Source organism: Hydrocarboniphaga sp. FW305-C-57, assembly GCF_058783045.1.
This window is the reverse complement of the sequence record NZ_JBYSYG010000004.1, coordinates 103,864-125,366: the sequence shown is the minus strand read 5'-3', so window position 1 is coordinate 125,366 and position 21,503 is coordinate 103,864. Positions and strand designations below refer to the sequence as shown.

The 21,503-nt window shown below is 67.1% G+C and carries 22 protein-coding genes and 1 riboswitch; of the genes, 9 read left to right on the top strand and 13 right to left on the bottom strand.

The genetic code is table 11. From position 1 onward, the window contains the following. The first annotated feature begins 34 nt into the window (after nucleotides 1-34). Genes AC3WUM_RS10050 through AC3WUM_RS10040 form a run of 3 tightly spaced genes read left to right on the top strand, consistent with a single transcriptional unit; the run spans nucleotide 35 to nucleotide 2,696 of the window. Nucleotides 35-1,066, top strand: a complete 1,032-nt coding sequence (locus AC3WUM_RS10050; protein ID WP_492410134.1) for a hypothetical protein — start codon at nucleotides 35-37, stop codon at nucleotides 1,064-1,066. Beyond that, the gene (locus AC3WUM_RS10045; RefSeq protein ID WP_492410132.1) at nucleotides 1,063-2,016 is read left to right on the top strand and encodes a hypothetical protein; all 954 of its coding nucleotides are present in this window, start codon (nucleotides 1,063-1,065) and stop codon (nucleotides 2,014-2,016) included. Before AC3WUM_RS10050 ends, AC3WUM_RS10045 begins: the two co-directional genes overlap by 4 nt. Continuing rightward, entirely contained in the window at nucleotides 2,013-2,696 is a 684-nt protein-coding gene (locus AC3WUM_RS10040) for a glycoside hydrolase family 19 protein (protein WP_492410131.1), read from the top strand. The genes AC3WUM_RS10045 and AC3WUM_RS10040 overlap by 4 nt, the downstream gene beginning before the upstream one ends. Here the strand turns inward: AC3WUM_RS10040 and AC3WUM_RS10035 are convergent. Then, entirely contained in the window at nucleotides 2,674-3,456 is a 783-nt protein-coding gene (locus tag AC3WUM_RS10035; RefSeq protein ID WP_492410130.1) for an inositol monophosphatase family protein, read from the bottom strand. The two genes, AC3WUM_RS10040 and AC3WUM_RS10035, sit on opposite strands and share 23 nt — an antisense overlap. A 110-nt stretch (nucleotides 3,457-3,566) precedes the next feature. Beyond that, nucleotides 3,567-3,761: riboswitch (cobalamin riboswitch) on the top strand. Nucleotides 3,762-3,927: 166 nt separating this feature from the next. On the opposite strand from AC3WUM_RS10035, the gene AC3WUM_RS10030 reads away from it, so the two are divergent. From AC3WUM_RS10030 to AC3WUM_RS10020, 3 genes are all read left to right on the top strand, one after another. Beyond that, on the top strand, nucleotides 3,928-5,808 hold the full coding sequence (locus AC3WUM_RS10030; RefSeq protein ID WP_492410129.1) for a TonB-dependent receptor plug domain-containing protein: 1,881 nt from the start codon (nucleotides 3,928-3,930) through the stop codon (nucleotides 5,806-5,808). After that, nucleotides 5,805-6,983, top strand: coding sequence for a hypothetical protein (locus tag AC3WUM_RS10025; RefSeq protein ID WP_492410128.1), 1,179 nt, complete (start codon nucleotides 5,805-5,807; stop codon nucleotides 6,981-6,983). The genes AC3WUM_RS10030 and AC3WUM_RS10025 overlap by 4 nt, the downstream gene beginning before the upstream one ends. Before the next feature lie 85 nt (nucleotides 6,984-7,068). After that, entirely contained in the window at nucleotides 7,069-7,614 is a 546-nt protein-coding gene (locus AC3WUM_RS10020; protein ID WP_492410127.1) for a cob(I)yrinic acid a,c-diamide adenosyltransferase, read from the top strand. Between the two features lie 80 nt (nucleotides 7,615-7,694). Here the strand turns inward: AC3WUM_RS10020 and metK are convergent, their stop codons facing one another. The 5 genes from metK to AC3WUM_RS09995 form a co-directional block, all read right to left on the bottom strand. Further along, nucleotides 7,695-8,912: a methionine adenosyltransferase gene (gene metK / locus AC3WUM_RS10015; RefSeq protein WP_492410126.1), complete on the bottom strand. Its 1,218-nt coding sequence runs from the start codon at nucleotides 8,910-8,912 to the stop codon at nucleotides 7,695-7,697. 225 nt (nucleotides 8,913-9,137) lie between these two features. Further along, a complete protein-coding gene (locus tag AC3WUM_RS10010) occupies nucleotides 9,138-9,626 on the bottom strand; it encodes a cupin domain-containing protein (RefSeq protein WP_492410125.1) in 489 nt (162 codons plus the stop codon). 10 nt (nucleotides 9,627-9,636) lie between these two features. Further along, nucleotides 9,637-9,951 (bottom strand): pyrimidine/purine nucleoside phosphorylase, encoded by a 315-nt coding sequence (gene ppnP / locus AC3WUM_RS10005; protein WP_007184823.1) that lies wholly within the window; start codon nucleotides 9,949-9,951, stop codon nucleotides 9,637-9,639. Next, nucleotides 9,951-10,118 carry a rubredoxin gene (locus AC3WUM_RS10000; RefSeq protein WP_007184824.1) on the bottom strand — a complete coding sequence of 56 codons (168 nt, stop codon included), beginning with the start codon at nucleotides 10,116-10,118 and terminating at the stop codon, nucleotides 9,951-9,953. Before AC3WUM_RS10000 ends, ppnP begins: the two co-directional genes overlap by 1 nt. Before the next feature lie 61 nt (nucleotides 10,119-10,179). After that, on the bottom strand, nucleotides 10,180-11,370 hold the full coding sequence (locus tag AC3WUM_RS09995) for an alkane 1-monooxygenase (RefSeq protein WP_492410124.1): 1,191 nt from the start codon (nucleotides 11,368-11,370) through the stop codon (nucleotides 10,180-10,182). Between the two features lie 171 nt (nucleotides 11,371-11,541). Between AC3WUM_RS09995 and AC3WUM_RS09990 the strand changes: the two genes are divergently transcribed. Continuing rightward, entirely contained in the window at nucleotides 11,542-11,934 is a 393-nt protein-coding gene (locus AC3WUM_RS09990; protein ID WP_492410123.1) for a DUF2306 domain-containing protein, read from the top strand. Between the two features lie 10 nt (nucleotides 11,935-11,944). On the opposite strand, the gene AC3WUM_RS09985 is transcribed toward AC3WUM_RS09990, so the two are convergent. The 6 genes from AC3WUM_RS09985 to AC3WUM_RS09960 all read right to left on the bottom strand — a co-directional run bounded on the left by AC3WUM_RS09985 (nucleotide 11,945) and on the right by AC3WUM_RS09960 (nucleotide 18,706). Further along, the gene (locus AC3WUM_RS09985) at nucleotides 11,945-13,129 is read right to left on the bottom strand and encodes a heme biosynthesis HemY N-terminal domain-containing protein (RefSeq protein WP_492410122.1); all 1,185 of its coding nucleotides are present in this window, start codon (nucleotides 13,127-13,129) and stop codon (nucleotides 11,945-11,947) included. A 7-nt stretch (nucleotides 13,130-13,136) separates the two neighbouring features. Further along, nucleotides 13,137-15,041 carry a uroporphyrinogen-III C-methyltransferase gene (locus tag AC3WUM_RS09980; protein WP_492410121.1) on the bottom strand — a complete coding sequence of 635 codons (1,905 nt, stop codon included), beginning with the start codon at nucleotides 15,039-15,041 and terminating at the stop codon, nucleotides 13,137-13,139. Nucleotides 15,042-15,051: 10 nt separating this feature from the next. Then, complete coding sequence (hemC, locus tag AC3WUM_RS09975) at nucleotides 15,052-15,981, bottom strand: hydroxymethylbilane synthase (protein ID WP_492410120.1); 930 nt, start codon at nucleotides 15,979-15,981, stop codon at nucleotides 15,052-15,054. 3 nt (nucleotides 15,982-15,984) lie between these two features. Further along, entirely contained in the window at nucleotides 15,985-16,584 is a 600-nt protein-coding gene (locus AC3WUM_RS09970; protein WP_492410118.1) for an ATP-dependent Clp protease proteolytic subunit, read from the bottom strand. 250 nt (nucleotides 16,585-16,834) lie between these two features. After that, nucleotides 16,835-17,578: a LytR/AlgR family response regulator transcription factor gene (locus AC3WUM_RS09965; protein ID WP_492410117.1), complete on the bottom strand. Its 744-nt coding sequence runs from the start codon at nucleotides 17,576-17,578 to the stop codon at nucleotides 16,835-16,837. A gap of 66 nt (nucleotides 17,579-17,644) precedes the next feature. Beyond that, a complete protein-coding gene (locus tag AC3WUM_RS09960) occupies nucleotides 17,645-18,706 on the bottom strand; it encodes a sensor histidine kinase (protein WP_492410115.1) in 1,062 nt (353 codons plus the stop codon). 132 nt (nucleotides 18,707-18,838) lie between these two features. Between AC3WUM_RS09960 and argH the strand changes: the two genes are divergently transcribed. Further along, nucleotides 18,839-20,236 carry an argininosuccinate lyase gene (argH, locus tag AC3WUM_RS09955; RefSeq protein ID WP_492410113.1) on the top strand — a complete coding sequence of 466 codons (1,398 nt, stop codon included), beginning with the start codon at nucleotides 18,839-18,841 and terminating at the stop codon, nucleotides 20,234-20,236. After that, nucleotides 20,233-20,991 (top strand): SDR family oxidoreductase, encoded by a 759-nt coding sequence (locus AC3WUM_RS09950; protein ID WP_492410111.1) that lies wholly within the window; start codon nucleotides 20,233-20,235, stop codon nucleotides 20,989-20,991. Before argH ends, AC3WUM_RS09950 begins: the two co-directional genes overlap by 4 nt. A 20-nt stretch (nucleotides 20,992-21,011) precedes the next feature. Here AC3WUM_RS09950 and AC3WUM_RS09945 read toward each other — a convergent pair whose 3' ends face one another. Continuing rightward, nucleotides 21,012-21,497, bottom strand: coding sequence for a DinB family protein (locus AC3WUM_RS09945; protein WP_492410110.1), 486 nt, complete (start codon nucleotides 21,495-21,497; stop codon nucleotides 21,012-21,014). Nucleotides 21,498-21,503: the final 6 nt, after the last annotated feature.

Genomic DNA, 21,503 nt, shown 5'->3' with positions numbered 1-21,503 from the left:
GTGGATGCGTCGATGGCAATCGGGGTTTGCCGTCGTGAGCGATCGCAAGCCGAAACCGCCATTGATCGGTGGCCGCAACGCGGCACTGCTGCTGGCCTTGGCTCCGCTCGCGACCGGGGTTTATCAGGAAGGCCAGCAGCAGCGCCAGCGTTACACCGAGCGCGAACAGGCGCGTAAGGAGGCCGAGGACCGGCGGCTCGCCAGCGAAGCCGACGTCGACACCAAGACCGCCGACGCCTTGCAGCAGGTGCTGCTGCGGGACGGCGATCGCTTCTGCTCCCGCATCGATCTCGCCGCCTCGCTGCTCAAGACGCAAACGGTCTCCAAGCGCACACGCACCGTGCTGATCGCCGCCCTGCAGCTTGCCGATCCGGTGAGCAAGCAGCCGATGGTCTGCGAGTGCATACGCGAAGGTTCCGAGCAGTGGCTGGACGATTTCATCGCCAAGTTGCCGGACGACAAGCGCGACAGCCTCAGCGAGCTCAACAAGCTCGCGCGCGGAGCCGAGAGCCACTGCGATGTCGAGGCCGGCGCGGCGTCCGGGTCGGCTGTCGGCGCACTCGAGCAGCGGATCGCCAGCCTGACGAGCGAACGCGATGCGCTGCGGCAGCAGCTGATGCTGCATCCGTCGCCCGCGACTTCGCCATCGCCGGTACTCGCAGCGCCGCCGCCACCACCACCACCGCCCGCTTGCGTGATCGCAAGCCCCGGCGACCGTCCGCGCATCCGTGTCTTCATCCAGGTTCCGGACCCGAGCGCGCTGGCCGCCGCGACGCCGCTGCGCGATGCGCTCAACGCGCAGGGCCAGTTCAAATCTCCGCAGATCGAAAACGTCGGCGAAAGCCGCTCGCCCGCGCAGTTGCAGGTTCGCTACACGTATCCGGCCGACGAGTCGGCGGCGCAGATCATCGTCGATGCCTTGAAGGACCAGCCCGGCTGCGGAGGCGGCGGGCTGGAAATCAAGCGCGTCTACATGAGCCGCTTCCAGGGCAGGACCGACAAGGGCGTGATCGAAGTCTGGTGGCGCAGGTCCGCCATCGCCGACCATCAGGAGCCACCGGCATGATTCTTCAGCTGCTCAATGTGCTGATCGGCCTCACGCTGGTCTACGTGATCTTCAGCAGCATCGCCTCGGCGCTGTTCGATGCGGTCGATATCATCGTCAAGCGGCGCGGCAAGCTGCTCGCCAGGGGCATCACCGAAATCCTGCGGCGCTTGTCCGACGAGGTGGACGCCGACGTCGAGCGCTTCTACGAACACGAGCTCATCAACAGCCTGTTCGATGGAAACTTCGAGAAAGACAGCCGCAGGCTGCCCTCGTACATTCCGCCGCTGCGCTTCGCACGCGCCGTGCTGATGCTCGCGGAGAAGTCGCTGGCGCAGGACGCATCGGCGACAGGCCCGTTCGTGCGGCTGCGGGCCTATGCCGAGCGCCTGGTCGGACAGCGCGTGCTCGCGCCCGGCGAGACGCTCGTCAGCGCGATGGAAGCCGAGCTGGTCGAGCACTTCAACACCTCGATGGATCGCGTCTCGGGCTGGTTTGCGCGCTATGCGCGCGGCGTGCTGCTGGCGATCGGCCTGGTGCTCGCGTTCGCGGCGAACGTGGACACGCTGCAGATCGTGCGCAGCCTGTCGATGGATCCCTTGCTCGCCGAACGCATCGCCGACAGCGCCGCCACCTACGTCGACCGGCGTACCGACAGCATCGACATCGCCGACGAGGACAAGCTCGATCAGCAGATCGCCCTGATCAACCAGAACCGCGAGATCGCCGAAACGCTCGGCTTGCCGCTGGGCTGGCTCGAAGGCGAGTTCGCGCGCCACTTCGGCCGCGATGCGCACGTCGATGACCTCATCAAGAAGATCGTCGGCCTGCTGCTCACCGGCTTTGCGCTGTCGTTCGGGGCGACGTTCTGGTTCGACCTGCTCAGCAAGCTCGTCGATCTGCGCGCGAGCCTCAAGCCCAAGGACGACGCCATCGACGTCGATAAGGACAGTGCGAAGGAGGCTGCATGATCACGCAGGCGCAGTTATCGAAGATTCTGCCGAACAACCCGGAAACCGCCGCGTGGACGCCGGTACTCAATCAGGCGATGGAAGAGTTCGGCATCGCCAGGAACCTGGATCGCGTCGCCGCCTTCGTCGCGCAGATCGCGCACGAGTCCGCCGAGCTCACGCGCGTTCGTGAAAGCCTCAAGTACACGAAGGCCGAGACCATCTGCAGGACTTGGCCGAAGCGCTTCCCGATGCCGGCCGACGCCGCGCCCTACGTGTCGACCAAGGGCGTCGACGACGGCCGCGATCGCGCGCTGGCCAATCGTGTCTACAACGGCAAGCTCGGCAATCAACCCGGAAGCGATGATGGCTGGACGTTCCGCGGGCGTGGGCTGATCCAGATCACGGGCCGTTCGAACTACCGCGAAGTCGGCGAAGCGCTGGGCCTGCCGGGCCTCGAACAGCAGCCCGAGCTGCTCGAGCAGAAAATCCAGGCCGCGCGATCGGCCGGCTACTTCTGGAAATCGCGCGGCCTCAACGCGCTGGCCGACGACTTCAGCGACGATGACGACGACGCCGATTTCGAAAAGATCACCATTGCGATCAATGGTGCAACCAAAGGGCTCGACGAGCGGCGCGCGTTCTGGATGAAGGCCCGTCAGACCCTGGGTCTGAGCGTCAGAAGCGGATCGCGTCCCTGATCGGGCCGTGCAGCGCCGGCACCGTCGCGAGCACGCTCGTCGTCGCCAGGCCCACGGGTTCGCCGCGCAGGTCGGTGAACACCGCGCCGGCCTCGCGCAGGATCACGGTCAGCGCGGCGATGTCGAGAATGTTCACGTCGGATTCGACGATCGCATCGATGCGACCGCTCGCGAGCAGGTGGTAGTGCAGGAAGTCGCCGTAGCCGCGAATGCGGTGCAGGCGCGGGATCAGCGCGCCGAGGCGCGACCAGGCCTCGGGCTGGCGCGCCAGGCTTGCGAGATTGCCGGTCGACAGCGTGGTCTTCTCGATCGCGCTCGTCGATGAGACCGCCAGGCGCTGGCCGTCGAGCCAGGCGCCCTGGCCTTTCTCGGCGTGCAGGGTCTCGCCGCGATTGTCGTTCCAGCACGGAGCGCTCGACACGCCGAGGATCAGCTCGCCCTTGTGCATCAGCGCGATCTGCACCGAGAACATCGGATAGCCGCGCACGAAGCTCTTGGTGCCGTCGATCGGATCGACCAGCCAGAGATAATCCGAATCGTTGTTGCTGCGCCCGGTCTCTTCGCCGAAGAAGCCGTGATCGGGAAAGCGCGACTGCAGCACGCCCTTGATGGTCTTCTCGGCGGCGACGTCCACTTCGGTGACCGGGCTCGCGTCGGCCTTGTACTCGACCGAAAAGTTGCCGCGGTAGGCGCGGCGAATCAGATCGCTGGCGGCATCGGCGGCGGCGAGTGCGGCGTCGAGAAACGGGCGGGTGGTCATGGCGGCAGGCAGGCGTGCGATCGGGAAACGGGCGCGAATCATAGCGCGCGTGGCAAAGCCGCCCGCCTCCGGCGATCGCTTCTGCCAGCAGACAGCTGGCGGCCGCAGTCCGTAGAATCCGCGCCGCAGGTGCCCGCGCGCCAATCGGCTCAAGGGTTAAACGGGAAGTTCGTGCACAAGCGAACGCTGCCCCCGCAACGGTAATTGGGAAGCCACGGCGACACGCCACTGGATGCAGTGCATCCGGGAAGGTGCCGAAGGCCATGCCCATGAGCCCGGAGACCGGCCTGCAAAGATCATCTCGTGGTCGCGGCGGGCGACTTTGCGGGTGTGGCGAGTCCACGCCGGGCCACGAACGTTTCGTTCACGAAGAGTGCCCGCGTGCTGTACAGAATCGATCCTGTTTTCGCTCGGCTGTCGCTTTGGAGCGCCGCATGGCTTGCGCTCTTGTGGCCGTGCGCGCGGCCCGCCTTGGCCGAAGACGCCCCGATCGAACTGGCGCCGGTGCTGGTCGAGGCCCAGCGCATCGAGGTTCAGGACAGCGGTGTCGTCATCGCCGTGCCGGTCGCCCCGCTCGGGGCATCGAACCTCGCCGAGCTGCTGTCCGCATTGCCCGGCGTGCAGGTGCGCAGCAGTGGCGGTCTCGGCAGCTACAGCGAGGCGAGCCTGCGCGGCAGCAGCGGGCGCCAGGTTCGCGTGCTGCTCGATGGCTTGCCGCTCGACAGCGGTGGCGGCGAATCGCAGTCGCTATCGCTGATCAGCCCTTTGCTGCTCGACGAGGTGACGATCTACAAGGGCCGCGTGCCGATCGGCCTCGGCAGCGGACTGGCCGGCACCATCGACCTGCGCAGCCGGCGCGAGTTGCCGGCGCCCGTCGTTGGAGCGGCGAGTGTCGGCAGCTTCGGCCAGCGCCAGCTCGACGTCGCCGGCCAGCTCGGCGATGCCCAGCTGGCGGTAGGGACGCAATCGGCCGACAACGATTTTCGCTACGTCAACGAGTACAAGCCCTACGACCCGGACGATCCGGACCGCACCGCCAGAGAGCCGCGTCGCAACGCCGGAACCGAGCAGCACTACGGCCTGCTGCGTTACCACGGCCCGCTCGAGCTGAGCCTGCATGCGGTCGACGATCACCAGGAGCTGCCGACGCGACTCAATTCCGAAACGTCCAATGCAAGCCTGGACACCGAGTCCTACGCGGCTTCGCTGGCGCTGCCGGCCGACTCCGATTGGAGCGCGGTGCTTTCGCATCGCTACACGCGCGAGACCTATCGCGATCCGGACAGCCAGATCGGCCTCGGAGCCCAGCGAACGCGCTCGGACACAAACCGCACGCTACTGAGCGCCGGTCGCGAGCTCGAGCGCTGGCAGCACAGCAGCAGCGTCGAGTTCACCGAGTACACGGCCGAAGATTCGCTCGGCGCGGTGCCGACGGGCTCGGCGCGCAGACTTGGTATCGGCAGTGGTGTCGGCGTGCTCAGCGATCCGAATCCACAATTGCCGCGTCACTACAACGCCGCCTTGCAGGCGACCTGGTCTCGTGATGAGTCGGCCGGCGATTCGGACGACTACTGGCAGATCGAGCCCGCGGTCGGAGCGACGCAGAAGCTCGGCGGTGATTGCGTCGCCGCGGGCAATCTCGGCTATCGCAAACGCTTGCCGACCTTCTTCGAACGCTATGGCGATCGCGGCCTGTTCCGCGGCAATCCGGGGCTCGAGCCCGAGAGCGCGAACTACGCCGATCTCGGCGCGCGCTGCGGATTCGATGACGCCATCGAGCGATTCGAACTCACCGCCTTCGCCCAGGATCTGCACGACGTCATCAGCCCGGTCTACAGCGCGCAGGGCGTGGGCCGTTCGATCAACACCGATCGCGGGCTGATCTACGGCGTCGAGTTGTCGGGCGCGGGCGCGCTGTTCGGTCTGGGCTGGGAGCTCGGCGGCACCTGGCAGCACACCGAGGATCGCAGCCAAGTGCGGGCGACGCGCGGCAAGCAGCTGCCCGGTCGCTTCGAGACCCAGCTCAACACGCGCATCGAAAAGCGCTGGGGCACGCTCGTCGTCCATTACGCCTGGCGGCTCGAAGCCGGCCAGTTCTACGACAGCCCGAACAACCTCAAGGCGCCCGAAATGCAGCGCCACGACATCGGCCTGAGCGGCGGCTTCGGCAAGCTCGGCTGGTCGGTGCAGGCGCTCAACCTGAGCGATGACCGCGCCGAGCAATTCAACGGCTATCCGATGCCAGGCCGGCGCTGGATGGCTTCGCTGAGTTACCCGCGTTCCGCAGCTTCGGCGACTGCGCCGGCTGCCTCCGAAACCCCTGATTTCACCGACCCAAGGAGCTCTCCATGAATCTGAAACCCTATCTGCTCGCCCTTCCGGCGCTGCTGCTCGCCGCCTGCGGTGGCGGCGGTGGTGGTAACGACGATCCGGAATTCGCCGACGCTGCGGTGATCGCGACGCGGGCTCCCGATTATTCGAGTGGTGCGGTGTCGCTCGTGCAGGCACAGGCTCCGTTCGCGGCGCAGAACAATCTCACCCCCAAGGGTTCGGACATCAGCGTGCGCAGTGGCGGTGACCACTACTTCCTGATCGAAAAGTTTCGCGCCAATCTGATTTCGCGCTATGAAGCCGGCAGCACGACGCCGACATACACCTACTCGACGCAAAGCGCCGGCGAAGTCGAGAGCAACCCCTACGACATCGTCGTCGCGAGCGCGACCAAGGCTTATCTGCTGCGTTACGGCTCGAGCAAGATCTGGATCGTGAATCCCTCTGCGACCACCGAAGCGGCGTTCAAGACCGGAGAGATCGATCTGGCCGCCTACGACAGCGATGGGGTGCCCGAGATCACCGACGGCGTGATCAAGGACGGCAAGCTGTTCGTGCTCATGCAGCGACTGGAATCCTACGCGGCCACCAAGGCCGGCTACGTCGCGGTGATCAATACCTCCACCGATCAGGAGATCACCACCGCCACGCGCGAGAACGGTCTCAAGGGCATCGAGCTTCCGCTGCGCAACCCGAGCAAGCTCGTCGCGGTGCCGGGCGAGGATGAAATCCTGGTCGTCGCGCCGGGCGATTACGGCAGCTTCCCGACCTACATTCCGGCCTATGACGGTGGCATCGCGGAGATCGAAAGCGACGACTACGACGTGCGCCTGCTCGTCGACGACGGCGATGCGACCACGCATCCGTATGGGCAGATCGTCGACGTGGCCGTGGTCGATGAAGATCGCGCGTACTTCATCGGCAGCACCGGATACGGCGCCGACCAGACGCTCTACCGCTTCAACCCGGACCTCGCCACGCCGGCGCCGGTCGCGGTGGAAGGCTACGCCTCGCTCGCCCTCGGTTCGCTAGCGGTCGATCCGAACGGCCAGCTGTGGGTTTCGCGCACGGACAACGAAGCGCCCGGACTCAGCGTGCTCGGCTATGCGGGCGGTCGCGAGACGGTGGTGAAGGATTTCATCGACACCGGTCTCACTCCGATCAACATCGACTTCGTGACGGTTCCGCTCAGCTGATTCGAGCGTCAAAGCCAGCGCATCGGCGGCGGAGTCGAGCTAGTCTCGCTCCGCCGTTTTCATTTCGAGCGTTCGAGAAATCATCATGGGCCACCGACTCAGCAAAATCGTCACGCGCACCGGCGACCAGGGAACCACCGGTCTTGCCACCGGCGATCGCATCCCGAAGTTCGATGCGCGCATGCAAGCGATCGGCGAGACCGACGAGCTCAATTCGGTGATCGGCGTGCTGCTCACGCAGGAGCTGCCCGAGGCAGTGCGCCGCACGCTCTCGCGCGAGCAGCACACGCTGTTCAACCTCGGCGGCGAGCTGTCGATGCCGGGCACGGTGTTCGTCAAGGAAGACGACATCCTGCGGCTCGAAGAAGCCGTCGAGGCGCTCAACGACTCGCTACCGCCGCTCAAGGAATTCGTGCTGCCGGGCGGCAATCCGTCGGCGGCGGCCTGCCACGTCGCGCGTGCGGTCGCGCGGCGTGTCGAGCGTCGCCTGTGGGAGCTCAACGAGCGCGAGCCGCTCAACCCGTTCACGCCGCGCTATGCGAATCGCCTGTCCGATTACCTGTTCGTCGCCGCACGCACGCTCGCGCGCCTCGATGGCGGGCAGGAAGTGACCTGGAACAAGCAGGCCTGAGCGGCTTCCAGCGGCGCGCTGTCAAAACAAAAGGCCGGGGCGAATGCATCACCCCGGCCTTTTTTGCAGCCTCGTGAAACTTACTTGAGGCCCTTGGCTGCGCTCTTGAGCAGCTCGGCCTTGTCGGTCTTTTCCCACGAGAACGCGGTGAAGGTGTCGCCGTTCACGGTCATCTCGTAAGGCTTGCGGCCGAAGTGGCCGTAGCTCGCGGTGGCCTGGTACATCGGATGGATCAGGTCGAGCATCTTGATGATGCCGCCCGGGCGCAGGTCGAAGTTGGCGCGCACGAGCTTCTCGAGGCTCGCGTCGCTGATCTTGCCGGTGCCGAAGGTGGTGACGAAGATCGAGGTCGGCTCGGCCACGCCGATGGCGTAGCTGACCTGCACTTCGCACTTGGTCGCCAGGCCCGAGGCGACGATGTTCTTGGCCACGTAGCGCGCCGCGTAGGCCGCGCTGCGATCGACCTTCGACGGATCCTTGCCCGAGAACGCGCCGCCGCCGTGGCGAGCCCAGCCGCCGTAGCTGTCGACGATGATCTTGCGACCGGTCAGGCCGCAGTCGCCGACCGGGCCGCCGATCACGAAGTTGCCGGTCGGGTTGATGTGGAACTTGGTGTTCTTGCCGATCCACTTGGCCGGAATCACCGGCTTGATGATCTGCTCCATGACCGCTTCGCGCAGGTCCTTGAGCTTCACTTCCGGGTTGTGCTGCGTCGACAGCACCACGGCATCGACGCCGACCGCTTCGCCGGCCGCGTTGTAGCGCAGCGTGACCTGGCTCTTGGCGTCCGGACGCAGCCACGGCAGGCCGCCTTTCTTGGCCTTGCGCACCTTGGCCTGCTGCTCGACGAGGCGGTGGCTGTAGTAGATCGGGGCCGGCATGAGCTCCTTGGTCTCGCCGCAGGCGTAGCCGAACATCAGGCCTTGGTCGCCGGCGCCGATTTCTTCCGGTGCCTTCTTCTTCTTGTCGGTGCCGTCGACGCCCATGGCGATGTCGGGCGACTGCTTGCCGATCAGGTTCAGCACACCGCAGGTGGCGCCGTCGAAGCCGACGTCGCTGCTCGTGTAGCCGACGTCGTTGATGACCTTGCGCACGAGCGCTTCGAGGTCGACCCAGGCGCTCGTCGTGATCTCGCCCGCGACGATGGCGACGCCGGTCTTCACGAGCGTTTCGCAGGCCACGCGCGCGGCCTTGTCCTGGGTCAGGATCGCATCGAGAACGGCATCCGAGATCTGGTCCGCGAGCTTGTCGGGATGACCTTCGGAAACGGATTCGGACGTGAACAGGTATTCGGACATCAAACGCTCCAAGACGGGAACAGCGGGAAAGTGAAAACTACGAGATCGATTGGAATCCGCGCATACGGATGCACGGATGGGGGGCGCATTGTAGCGACAGCGATCCCCCACCGATATAGAGAAACGGTTTCGCGTGACGAGGCCGTGACGGACGTGGTGGACCGCGATCTTTCTACACGGTTTCGACGTGCGATCCACGGGCGAAATCCCGCGCTGGCGACGAGCTCAGCCGGGACGCACGAAGGCGGCCAGCGACTCGGCCTGGCGCGGGTAATCGGCGCGCAGGGTTTCGAGCGTCAGGAACTCGTGATCGGCGTAGTCGAAACCGGGCGTGACGACCTCGGACACCAGCGCGTGATCGGCGGTTTCCTGCAGCACGCTGGCCTTCCAGACGCCGCCCGGCACGTGCAGGAACAACTGCTGACCAGGCGCGAAACCGAGCGTCACGCGGCGTGCCGAACCGTCGGTTTCGAGCAGCCAGTAATCCACCGGCCCGCCGCTTTGCAGGTAATGCAGGATGTCCGATCGATTGCGATGAAAGCGCCCGAGCGGCGAACGCCGATCGAGCAGATAGTGAATCGAAGTCGCTGCTGCGCGCGGGCCGGCGGGCGTGTCGACGAGGCGCGCATCGGTGTGGATGCGGCGGAACCAGCCGCCTTCCGGATGCGGCGCCAGCCCGAGCCGCGCGATCCAGTCTGCGGCGGCCGGGTTCATGCGAGGCCTATCAGCCGAAATGGCAGACGTAATGGACGGCGTCGAGCGCTTCGATGTCGAAGCCAGAATTGCCCGGCACGCTGAACGACTGGCCGCCTTCGTAATCCTTCCACTCGGTGCTGCCATCGAGCTTGACGCGGCAGCGGCCGCCGACGAGCTCCATGATCTCGGGCGCCGCGGTGCCGAAGTGCAGGGTCGAGGGCAGGATCACGCCGACCGACTTGCGGGTGCCGTCGGCCAGCAGGATCGTGTGGCTCACGCACTTGCCGTCGAAATAGACGTTGGCCTTGGTCAGCACCGAGACCTGGTCGAATTGGGCGGTCATCAGTCTGCTTCCACCATGATGAAGTCGGATTTGCCCACACCGCAGTCCGGGCAGGTCCAGTCTTCGGGAATGTCTTCCCACTTCGTGCCGGCCGGAATGCCTTCCATCGGCAGACCCTTGGCTTCGTCGTATTCGAAATCGCAGACCAGACAGCGCCACTTCTTCATATGCGGAACGTTCGGATAAACAGTCAGGTGTCGGGGGCCCCGCCGCTCGGCGGGGCCGCAATTATGCCTGACTTGTCTGGGTAGAAACCCCCGTCTCGACCGTCGATCCATAGCGGGCGAGCACGCGTTCGCGCAGTCGCGGCTGGATGTTGGCCCGGCGCATGTCGCCCTTGTAGTGCGCCACCACCTTGGGATCCATCACGCGGAACCACAGCGGCGGAAGGTAGGCGAGCAGGATCATCGAGGCGTAGCCCGAGGGCAGCTGCGGGGCTTCTTCGAAATGCCGCAGCGCCTGGTACGGGCGCGTCGGGTTGGCGTGGTGATCGGAGTGCCGCTGCAGGTGATACAGGAACAGATTGGTCACCACGTGATTGCTGTTCCAGGAGTGCTCGGGCCGGCAGCGTTCGTAGCTGCCGTCTTCGCGCTGGCTGCGGCGCAGGCCGTAGTGCTCGAGATAATTCACGACTTCGAGCAGGCTGCCGCCGTAGGCCGCCTGCAACAGCATGAACGGCAGCGCCGCCCAGCCGAGCCAGGCCGTCATCGCGCCGAAGATCACGGCCGAAAGCGCCCAGCTCTGCAGGTTGTCGTTGCTCCAGTGCCAGACCGGCTTGCCCTGGCGTGCGAGCCGGCGCTTCTCGATGCGCCAGGCCGAGGCGATCGATCCGGCCACGCAGCGCGGCAGGAACTCCCAGAAGGTTTCGCCGAAGCGGGCCGAAGCCGGGTCTTCGGGCGTCGCCACGCGCACGTGATGGCCGCGGTTGTGCTCGACGTAGAAGTGGCCGTAGACCACCGGGGCGAGAGCGATCTTGGCGAGCCAGCGATCGACCGGGTCGGTGGCGTGGCCGAGTTCGTGGGCGATGTTGATCGCCCCGCCCGAGACGCCGCCGACGGTCAGCAGCAGGCCTAGCCATTCGTACCAGGCCAGGTCATGCGTCACGGCCAGATACGTGCCCCAGACGAAGCTCGCGTACTGCACCGGCACGGCGAGATAGATCGCCCAGCGATACCAGCGCTCGCGCGACAGGCTGGCGACACGTTCCTCGGGCGGGTTTTCGGTATCGGTGCCGACGAGCCAGTCGAGCAGCGGGATCACCCCATAGACGAGCACCGGCCCAGCCCACCAGAACACGCCCCAGCCGGTCAGCGCATAACCGGTGAAGGCGTAGATCGGCAGGCCGACGATGATCACGCCGAGCAGCCAGAGCGCGCGCTTGTTGTCCTTCCATTCCATTGCCGAAGCGGGGACCGACATGGGTTCTCCTCCCATCGATTTATAAAACGAACGGTTAATAAATTAAATGGGAGCTTCCCAAGAGGTCAAGATGCGAGCCGCCGAACGGTTTAGGTGCGCTCGGAAAAACCGCTCGTGTGGGCCATGCGAGGCATGCGAATCTATCGGCGATCCCGCCGCCGCCCGCTCCCAATGACGTATTCCGAATTGAGCCTGATCCACCTGACGATGGTCGTCCCGGCGTTCGCGATCGGCAGCTGGCTCATGCTGCGGCCCAAGGGCACACCGCCGCACCGGGCGCTCGGCAAGGTTTATCTGCTGCTGATGTTCGCGACGGGCTGGCTCACGCTGGCGATGCCGGCGGTGCTCGGGCCGAGGTGGATGAACCACTTCGGGTACATCCACTTGTTCAGCCTGCTCGCGATCATCGCCCCGCCGCGGGCGTTTTTCGCCGCACGTCGCGGGGATATCGCCACGCACAAGCGCAGCATGATCGCGCTCTATGTCGGCGGCTTGCTGATCGCCGGATTCTTCGCGTTCGCGGTGCCGGGGCGCTTGCTGCACCGGCTGCTGTTCGGCGTTTGAACCGACGGGACTACGGCGCCGCCAGCTCCAGCCCGAGCCGGTAATAGCGCGCGGCTTCGTCGGGGTTCTGCGTCTGCTCGCAGAGCCGGGCGAGCTCGCGATAAGCCGCCGGCGTCGGCTTGAGCCGGACCGCCGCTTCGAGATAGCTGCGCGCCTTGCCCCAGAGCTTATTCTGCAGGCAGGCGCGGCCGGCGGTGACGAGCAGCTCCTCGCGCTCGCCGTATTCGCCGAGCCACTGCTCGATCGCAGCGAGGCGCGACACGCCGTCGCTGCCGAGCAGCTCGCCGTAGAGCCGCACGAGTTCGCCATCCCAGTCGGCCTTGAGCGCCTCGCCGATCAGCGAGGCGGCCTCGGCGTCGGCATTGAGCCGGTGCAGGGCGCGCGCGTAGCGGCGGCGCAGGATGGGGTCGCGCCGCTGCGCGCCGCCGGCTGCATCCCACAGCGACTTGAGCTGGTCGAGCTTGCCGTCGGCCTCGATGCGCTCGATCAGCGCGAGCATGGCCTCGCGCAGCAGGGCCTCGCGGCGCTCGGCCGGCATCGCCTCGATCTTGTCGGTCTCGACGAGCAGGCCGCGCAGCGCCTCCCAGTCGCGCAAGCCGACGAAGGCCTGGGCGAGCAGTTCGATCGCGTAGCCGCTCTTGGCGTCGCGCTCGCGCAGCAGCAGTGCGGTTTCGCGCGCCTGGGCGAATTCGCCGCGTTCGAGCTGCAGCTCGGCCTGCGTGATCAGCACCGCGAGGTCATGCGCGGGCGCGGCCTGCGTCGCGAGCTGCAGGTAATGGTCGCGGCGATCCGGGGCGCCGAGCTTCTGCGCGGCGCGCGCCGCGCCGAGATAGTTGAGCTGGGCCGCGTGATGGTCCGAAGCACGGCGCACGAGGTCGATCTCGGCGCGCTTCCAGTTGCCTTCCATGAGCCGGCGCAGGCCGGCCTCAAAGCTGTCGCGCGCCTTGTCGCGGCGACGGCGGTCGAAGACCTGGCGCAAGGTCGTCGGCAGGCGGATCGCGGCGGCGACCAGGCGCAGGCCGTAGACCAGCGCGAATAGCGCGAGCGCCATGCTGACGAAAAGCCCGAGCAGCGAGGTTTCGAGCACCCATGGCCCGTAGTTGAGCAGGACGTAACCGGCGTCGCCGCGCAGCGCCCAGGCGCCCGCGGCACCGGCGGCGAGCACGAGCAGGATCAGCAGCCAGGCGCGGATCATGCGGTGCTCACTCGCGGTTGCCGCTTTGCGGCGAGGTCTGGTCGAGCGCCTGCCTCAGCAGGGTCAGCGAGGCGGTGATGTCGGGCGGCGGAGCCGACAGTTCGAGCGGCTGCAGGCGCTCGATCTCAGCTAGCGCCGCGATCACGCCGGGGTCCTCGGTGCGGAAGTAGCGGCGCAGCCAGTCGGCGGCCGAGCGCGTCGATTCGCGGAACGCCGCCGTCTCGCCACGCAGCAGGGCGACGCGGGCCGACTCGAGCTTGAGCACGAGCACGTGCACGAGCACCGCCTCGTCCTCGGCCGGCAGCAGTCGCAGGGTCGCGGAATTGTCGTCACGGCGAACCAGGAACAGGCTCGCCACCGCCTCGCGCACCGCGCTCCAGATGCGCTGGGTCCAGTGCTGGTCGGGGCTCTCGATCGCGCTGCGGCGCGTGCTGCCGCCGAACTGCTTCGGGGCGACGCGGGCGCGCAGCGGCAGGTTTTCGGCGCGGTCGATCAGGCTCGACAGCGTCAGCGAGGCCGAGGTCAGGTCCGGGCGCGGCAGCGCCTGCAGGCGCGTGCGCTCCTCGGCGATCGCCTCGCGCACGCGGAACAGGCGCGGGTCGTTGATCTGTCCGAGGCGCTCGTCGGCGAGTTGCAGGGCCACCAGCGCCGAGCGCACGTCGCGTTCGAGCAGCAGGCGGTCGTTGGCGAGCAGCAGCAGCTGTTCGACCGAGGCCATCGCGAAGCGCGTGCGGCCGCCCTGCAGCTCATCGCTGATGCGGCCCATGAGCTGTTCGGAATTCTCGATGCGGCCCTGCAGGCCGGCGACATCGGTGCTTTCGCGCTGCAGCACGCGGGCGAGGTCGGACTGGCGCGTCGACAGCTGCTCGGTGGTGTTTTCGAGTTCGGCGGCCTGGCGCGACAGCGCGCGCAGCGCATGTTCATGGGCCTGGGCCAGGCTCAGCTGGTTCTGGCGCAGATCCCAGAACAACCAGCCGCCGTAGCCGAGCGCCCCGGCGAGCACGAGCACGAGGAACCAGGCGATCACCGCGCCGGCGCGACTCGGGCGCCTGGCGGCAGCGGGCAGTGGAGGCGCGGCCGCGCGCTCGGCCGTCGGGGACGGGGCCGGCGTCGGCTCGGCGGAGGGAGGAGTCGGAGTGTCGGTCATGGTGTTGGCTTTGGATTCGGCCTCACGCCAGCTGAGCAGACAGCGAACGATGGCCTCGTCGCTGACGGTCTCGGGCACCAGCGGCGCGGCGAAGCCGAGCTCCCGGGCCTTGTCTTGGACCCGCGCGCTCGGCACGACCAGCGTACGACCGAGCAGCGAGGCATGCGAAACGGGCGGCGTCAGCGCCCACAGGCGATCGAGCGCTTCACCGCTCGTGAGCACCACGGCGTCGGCGAGTTCGATCTCGGCGATCACGCGATGGGCTTCGTGCTCGACCGCCCGGCGCCGGTACAGCGCAAGCGCTTCCACGCTCGCTCCGCGCGATTCGAGCGTGGTCGCCAGCAGGTCGCGACCTTCTTCGCCGGTGACGATCAGAAAGCGCTGGCCGCTCACGGAGGCGAGCTCGGGGCGTTGGAGCAGCGCCTCGCTCGAACTGCCCGCCTCGGGCGCGATCACGCTGCCACGCCCGAGCGCTTGCAGGGCGGACGCCGTCGCCGCGCCGACCGCATAGCTCGTCGGCCACGGGCCGGCGTGCAACTCGGCCGCGTGGCGGACCGCGTTGGTGCTCGTGAAGATCCAGCCGTCGTAGCCCTGGGCCTCCGTGAGCCGTTGCGCGTGCAGCGCGGCTTCGCCGATCGGCTCGATTTCGAACAGCGGCAGCTTCGCGGCTTCGGCGCCTTCCGCCTCGAGGCGCTCGCACAGGCCGTCGGCCTGGTGCGCCGGACGCGTCACCAGCACCCGCAGCCCGCGCAGCGCCCCGTTCATTCGGCGATGCTCATGCGATGACACCCAGACCCTGCAGGATTCCGCGCGCCCCGGCGTCGAGCAGGCGCTCGGCCAGCGTGTTGCCGAGCGTGGCGGCCTGATCGACCGGCCCGCGAATCTCGTCGCGCAGCATCAGCGGGCCGTTCGGATCTCCGACCACCGCTTTCAGGTGCAGCTCACCGCTGGCGATGCGCGCATGGCCGGCGACCGGTACTTGGCAGGCGCCGCCGAGGCGGGCGTTGAGCGCGCGTTCGGCCGTCAGCCGCTGGGTGCTCGGCTCGTCGTGCAGTCGGTCGAGGATCGCGCGCGTCGCGGCGTCCGCGGTGCGGCATTCGATGCCGACGATGCCCTGGCCGATCGCGGGCACGAAGGCATCCACGTCGAGCGATTCGCGAATGCGCTCCTGCAGTCCGAGCCGGATCAGCCCGGCCGCGGCGAGCAGGATGGCGTCGTACTGGCCCTCGTCGAGCTTGCGCAGGCGCGTGCCGACGTTGCCGCGCAAGGGCGAAATCCTGAGGTCCGGGCGCAGCGCGCGCAGCTGGGTCTGGCGGCGCAGGCTCGAAGTGCCCACGTGCGCGCCCTGCGGCAGCTCGGTGAGCGAGCCGTAAGTGTTCGAGACGAAGGCGTCGCGCGGGTCTTCACCGGCCAGAAAGGCGCTCAGGCAGAGACCGTCCGGCTGCTGCGCCGGTACGTCTTTCATCGAATGCACGGCGATGTCGGCCCGGCCTTCGAGCATGGCCTGCTCGAGTTCCTTGACGAACAGGCCCTTGCCGCCGATCGCCGACAGCGGGCTGCCGAGCAGCTGGTCGCCCTGGGTGGTCATCGGCACGAGTTCCACCGACAGGCCCTCGCCGAGCGCGAGCAGGCGGTCGCGCACGTGGTAGGCCTGCCACAGCGCGAGCGGAGACTCGCGCGTGGCGATGCGGATCAGGCCGGGCACGCCTTAAACAACTTCGGAGGCGCTGGAGATGACCTTGCCGACCAGGCCGTAGGCCTTGGCCTCTTCGGCGCTCATCCAGTGATCGCGCTCGGTGTCGGCGGCGATGCGCTCGACCGGCTGGCCGGTCTCCTTGGCGTAGATCTCGTTGAGGCGCTGGCGCATGCGCACGATTTCCTTGGCCGCGATCGCGATGTCGCTGGCCGTGCCGCCCATGCCGCCGGAGGGCTGGTGCAGCAGGAAGCGCGTGTTGGTCAGCGCGTAGCGGTTCTGCGGCTTGGCGGCTGAATAGATCAGCGAGCCGGCGCTCGCGCACCAGCCGGTGCCGACCATTTTGATCTCGGGTTTCACGAACTTGATCATGTCGTAGATCGTGTCGCCGGATTCGACGTGGCCGCCCTGGCTGTTGATGAAGATGGTGATCGGGTCCAGCGACTCGGACTGCATCGCGAGCAGGCGGCTGGTGACGGCTTCGGCGAGCTTCTGGTTGATGCCGCCGTAGATCAGGATCGTGCGCGCCTTGAACAGTCTTTCCTCAAGGCTGTTGGGACGCTTCGGGGTCACGGCGTCGTCCTTTTCCTCGGCGGCGGTGAACGGGTCCAGCATGAGCAGCTCCTTGGTTGGTCACGCCCGCCACCGGTCGGCGGGCGAAGAGCGCCCAGTTTAGGGAAGTCGGGGGAATGGTGGCGGAATGGCCGTCGCACGGCCTTGGCTGTCCCTTCTCCCACTTGTGGGAGAGGGTGGTCCGAAGGACCGGGTGAGGGGCTGCTCGAAGAGTGAGCGCGCTGAACAGAAAGCCCCTCTCTCCCCGTCTTCGACGGGACTCTCTCCCGCAAGCGGGAGAGAGGAACGACGATCAGGATTCGGTCAAAAACCGCCGAACCTCCGCCAGCCTGCGCCTCGACACCGGCAGCGGCTTGGCCGCGTGCTTCATGCGCAGCCAGTGGTGCTGCTCGCCGGTGCGCTCGCGCTCGAGGCTCGCGATGAAGCGCGTCGCCACCAGGGCCTTGCGGTGGATGCGCAGGAACCACGGCGCGAAATCCTCCTCGAGCGTCTTGAGCGACTCCTCGATGAGCACCTCGCCGTGCAGGTGGCAGACGGTGGTGTATTTCTGGTCGGCGAGGAAATAGACGATGTCCTCGGCCGGAATGCGCACCAGGCCTTCGCGCGTGGTGGCGAGCACGAACTCGCGCTTGGGGCGCTCGTTGCTGACCGCGGTGGTGGCCGGCGACTTGTGGGCGCGCGTCGGGCGGCGGGCGCGCAGCAGCGCTTCCTTGAGCTTTTCGACGCGGATCGGCTTGAGCAGGTAGGCGTCGGCGTTGGCGTCGAAGGCCGACAGCGCGTGTTCGGAGTAGGCGGTGGTGAAGATGATCGCCGGCGGCGGATCGTATTCGGCGAGCTGGCGCGCGACCTGCAGGCCGTCGACGCCGCCCATGCGGATGTCGAGCAGCACCAGATCGGGCTCTTCGTTGTCGACGACTTCGAGCGCCGATTCGCCGTCACCGGCTTCACCGACGATTTCGTAACCCGGGAACTCGGACAGCAGTCGGCGAAGGCGCTCGCGCGCCAGCGGCTCGTCGTCCACGATCACCACTCTCATCGTCTGGCTCCCTTCGGTGCGCTCGTCCTGTCGAAACAGGCTGGCGCGGGGACGATGACACGTTGCTTACAGCGGCAGTCGCAACCTCGCCTTGTAAAGCCCGTCTTCGATGCCCAGCTCCAGCTTGCCCCTCTCACCGTAAATGAGGCTGAGACGGCTCGCAATATTATCGACCGCGACCTGATTGCCGCTGTGCGCCCGACCACCCGCCGCGGACTCGTCCTGGGGGGCGAGCGGATTGGTGACCTCGATCGCGAGCGTGCCGGCGTCCTTGTACGCGCGAACGTGGATGGTGCCGCCGTCCTTGCGCTTGGAGACGCCGTGATGCACCGCGTTCTCGACCAGCGGCTGGATGATCAGCGACGGAACCGGCTTCTCGAGCATGTCTTCGGCGACGTCCCAATCCACCTGCAGGCGCTCGTCGAGGCGGGCCTTCTCGATGCGCAGGTAGGCGTTGCAGATGCTGATCTCGTCGACCAGCGGGGCCATCTGGCCGGGCTTTTCGAGGCTCGCGCGGAACACGTCGGCCAAGTCTTCGACCAGGCCTTCGGCATCGTTCGGCCGCACGCTGATCAGCGCGGCGAGGCTGTTCAGCGCGTTGAACAGGAAGTGCGGGCGAATGCGCGCATTGAGCGCCTGGTAGCGGCTTTCGGATTCGGCGCGAACCTGTTCGCGCCACTGGTGGCGCGTCCAGAAGTAGCGCAGCAGCAGCAGCGAGACGATCGCCGCGATGCCCGAGTGCCGCAGCGTGAACCAGAGCCGCGGCTCGTTGGGGTCGAGCACGCCCCAGCGCGGATTGGTGCCGATGATCCAGGCGAGGTTCGACAGCAGCATCACCGCGAGCACCAGCGAAGCCCAGCAGACGAAGAACACCAGCCCGGGCCTAGCGATGGTCAAAAAGCGGCGCAACCAGCACAGCAGCGCGGCCCCGCAGAGGCCGATCCACTGCATGTAGAGCGACAGCAGCACGAGCTTCTGCAGGATGTCGCCGGTGCGGATCGGACCGGCCAGCGTGAAGCACAGGGCGACGAGCTCCATTGCCAGGGCCAGCGACAGCGCCACGGGCACCGTGCAGAAGTTGGGAATCAGGCGAATGCGTGTCGCCGGATTGGTCTTGACCTGGAGCATGGGCAGCCAAAAATTCGACAGGTCCGAATTGTAGGCATGGCGGCGGCTTTTGGGTCCGCCCCCGAAACGGCCAGGGCTGCCGCTGGTCGGAGGCTATAATTCCGCCCCTTTGCCCTCACCTCCGACCCGCCGATGAAGTCCGCCTCGCCCGACGCCAAGAACCCCATGTGGAGCGGCCGCTTCTCGGAATCGACCTCCGAGCTCGTCGCTGCCTTCAGCGAATCGGTCAGCTACGACAGCCGGCTCTATCGCCAGGACATCGCCGGCAGCCAGGCGCATGCGCGCATGCTCGCCAAGGTCGGCGTGATCTCGCAGTCAGATGCGGACGCGATCGTCGACGGCCTGAACCGCGTGCTCACCGAGATCGAAGGCGGAGCCTTCGAATGGAAGACCGCGCTCGAAGATGTGCACATGAACATCGAGGCCCGGCTGACCGAGCTCGTCGGCGACGCCGGCAAGCGCCTGCACACGGGCCGCAGCCGCAACGACCAGGTCGCCACCGACATCCGTCTCTACGTGCGCGACAGCATCGACGTGCTGCTGCAGCTGCTCGATACGCTCGCCGACGGCCTGCTCGGGCTTGCGGAGCAGGAAGCCGACAGCATCATGCCGGGCTTCACGCACCTGCAGATCGCCCAGCCGGTGACCTTCGGCCATCACATGCTGGCCTGGCGCGAGCAGGTGCTGCGTGACCGCTCGCGGCTGGTCGATGCGCGTCGCCGCCTGAACCTGCTGCCGCTCGGCTCGGCCGCGCTCGCGGGCACGGTCTATCCGCTCGATCGTCACTACGTGGCGCAGCAGCTCGGCTTCGACGGCGTCACCGAGAATTCGCTCGACGCCGTCAGCGATCGTGATTTCGCCATCGAATTCTGCGCCGCGGCCAGCCTGATCCTCGTGCACCTGTCGCGCTGGAGCGAGGAGCTGATCATCTGGTCGACGCCGATGTTCGGCTTCGTCGCCCTGCCCGATCGCTTCTGCACCGGCAGCTCGATCATGCCGCAGAAGAAGAACCCGGACGTGCCCGAACTCGTGCGCGGCAAGACCGGCCGCGTGATCGGCGACCTCAACGCCCTGCTCGTGCTAATGAAGGGCCAGCCGCTCGCGTACAACCGCGACAACCAGGAGGACAAGGAGCCGCTGTTCGACGCCATCGACACGGTGACGATGTGCCTGCGCGTCTACGCCGACATGGTTCCGCACATCGTCTGCAAGCGCGAGACTTGCCGCGCGGCCGCCGCCAAGGGCTTCTCGACCGCGACCGACCTGGCCGACTACCTCGCGCGCAAGGGCCTGCCGTTCCGCGATGCGCATCATGTCGTCGGCGCCGTCGTTGGCCTGGCTGCGAAGCAGGACTGCGACATCGCCGAGCTCTCGCTCGAAACCCTGCAAGGTTTCTCGCCGATCATCGAAGCCGACGTCTACGAGCACATCACGCTCGAAGCCTCGGTGTCCGCCCGCAAGACCTACGGTGGCACCGCGCCCGAACAGGTGCGCGCCGCCATCGCCCGAGCCAGGAGTGCCAAGCCGTGAGCCGCGCCAACGTCATCCTCGTCACCGGCGCCAGCGCCGGCTTCGGTTCCGCCATCGCCCGCCGCTTCGCCGAGGACGGCGCGCGCGTGGTGCTCGCGGCGCGCCGGCTCGATCGCATCGAAGCGCTGGCCGCCGAGATCGGCGAACGCGCGCACGCCATCGAGCTCGACGTGCGCAATCGCGCGGCAGTGGAATTCGAGATCGCCAACCTGCCGGCGGACTTCGCGGGCATCGACGTGCTGGTCAACAACGCCGGGCTCGCGCTGGGCCTCGAGCCCGCGCACGAAGCCTCGCTCGACGACTGGGAAACCATGGTCGACACCAACGTGAAGGGTCTCATGACGGTCACGCGCGCGGTGCTGCCCGGCATGGTCGAGCGCGGTCGCGGGCACGTCGTCAACATCGGCTCGATCGCGGGCGAGTGGCCGTATCCGGGCGGCAACGTCTACGGCGCGACCAAGGCCTTCGTGCGCCAGTTCTCGCTGAACCTCAAGGCCGACCTGGCCGGCACGCCGGTGCGCGTGAGCAACGTCGAACCGGGCCTTTGCGGCGGCACCGAATTCTCCAACGTGCGCTTCCACGGCGATGACGCCAAGGCCGAGAACGTTTACGCCAACACCACGCCGCTGACCGCCGACGACATCGCCGACGTCGTCCACTGGATCGCCGCGCGCCCCGCGCACGTCAACATCAACACCATCTCGCTGATGCCGGTGGTGCAGGCCTTCGCGGGCATGAAGGTGCAGAAGGGCTGAGCTCGCGTCGGCGATGGCCTTTATTCCGGCGATACCAGCAGATCGGTGGGGCCAGGATCGATGCCGAACTGCATCAGCAGTGTCGTCGCCTGTCCGCGATGATGCGTTTGATGATTGAACAGGTGAGCCGCGAGCTGCCAGCCGGGTTTGCTGTAGTGCGCCGCATAGGCGTAGCTGTAATAGCTGAAATCGCCGGCCAGCCAGTCGGCTTCGAGCGAGCCGGCCCATTCGATGATCTCCTCGTCGAGCGCTGCGCGACGGCTGCGCAAGGCCTCGAAGCTCAAGCCGAGCGGCTTCATCGGGCCGACCTGGCGGAGCTTGAACCGGTCCATCCAGATCGTGTCGGTCGACACCAGATGCTCGAAGGTGCCGTGCAGCGACTTGAAGAAAGCGCCGCGGTCCTCGCGCCGCTGCTCGTCCGTCAGACGGGCCGCACAAGCGTAGAGGTTCTGGTTCATCCAGCGGTTGTAGGCTGCCATGCGCAGCGCGTAGTTGCGGTCGATCATGGGTGG

Coding starts and splice junctions, on each gene's coding strand:
- AC3WUM_RS09965 (WP_492410117.1), bottom strand. CDS start 17,578: ATGAGAGTGGTGATCGTGGACGACGAGCCGCTGGCGCGCGAGCGCCTT.
- argH (WP_492410113.1), top strand. CDS start 18,839: ATGAAGTCCGCCTCGCCCGACGCCAAGAACCCCATGTGGAGCGGCCGC.
- AC3WUM_RS10045 (WP_492410132.1), top strand. CDS start 1,063: ATGATTCTTCAGCTGCTCAATGTGCTGATCGGCCTCACGCTGGTCTAC.
- ppnP (WP_007184823.1), bottom strand. CDS start 9,951: ATGACCGCCCAATTCGACCAGGTCTCGGTGCTGACCAAGGCCAACGTC.
- AC3WUM_RS10025 (WP_492410128.1), top strand. CDS start 5,805: ATGAATCTGAAACCCTATCTGCTCGCCCTTCCGGCGCTGCTGCTCGCC.
- AC3WUM_RS10020 (WP_492410127.1), top strand. CDS start 7,069: ATGGGCCACCGACTCAGCAAAATCGTCACGCGCACCGGCGACCAGGGA.
- AC3WUM_RS09970 (WP_492410118.1), bottom strand. CDS start 16,584: ATGCTGGACCCGTTCACCGCCGCCGAGGAAAAGGACGACGCCGTGACC.
- AC3WUM_RS09945 (WP_492410110.1), bottom strand. CDS start 21,497: ATGATCGACCGCAACTACGCGCTGCGCATGGCAGCCTACAACCGCTGG.
- AC3WUM_RS09990 (WP_492410123.1), top strand. CDS start 11,542: ATGACGTATTCCGAATTGAGCCTGATCCACCTGACGATGGTCGTCCCG.
- AC3WUM_RS09960 (WP_492410115.1), bottom strand. CDS start 18,706: ATGCTCCAGGTCAAGACCAATCCGGCGACACGCATTCGCCTGATTCCC.
- AC3WUM_RS10035 (WP_492410130.1), bottom strand. CDS start 3,456: ATGACCACCCGCCCGTTTCTCGACGCCGCACTCGCCGCCGCCGATGCC.
- AC3WUM_RS10040 (WP_492410131.1), top strand. CDS start 2,013: ATGATCACGCAGGCGCAGTTATCGAAGATTCTGCCGAACAACCCGGAA.
- AC3WUM_RS09995 (WP_492410124.1), bottom strand. CDS start 11,370: ATGTCGGTCCCCGCTTCGGCAATGGAATGGAAGGACAACAAGCGCGCG.
- metK (WP_492410126.1), bottom strand. CDS start 8,912: ATGTCCGAATACCTGTTCACGTCCGAATCCGTTTCCGAAGGTCATCCC.
- AC3WUM_RS10000 (WP_007184824.1), bottom strand. CDS start 10,118: ATGAAGAAGTGGCGCTGTCTGGTCTGCGATTTCGAATACGACGAAGCC.
- AC3WUM_RS09985 (WP_492410122.1), bottom strand. CDS start 13,129: ATGATCCGCGCCTGGCTGCTGATCCTGCTCGTGCTCGCCGCCGGTGCC.
- AC3WUM_RS10010 (WP_492410125.1), bottom strand. CDS start 9,626: ATGAACCCGGCCGCCGCAGACTGGATCGCGCGGCTCGGGCTGGCGCCG.
- AC3WUM_RS09980 (WP_492410121.1), bottom strand. CDS start 15,041: ATGAACGGGGCGCTGCGCGGGCTGCGGGTGCTGGTGACGCGTCCGGCG.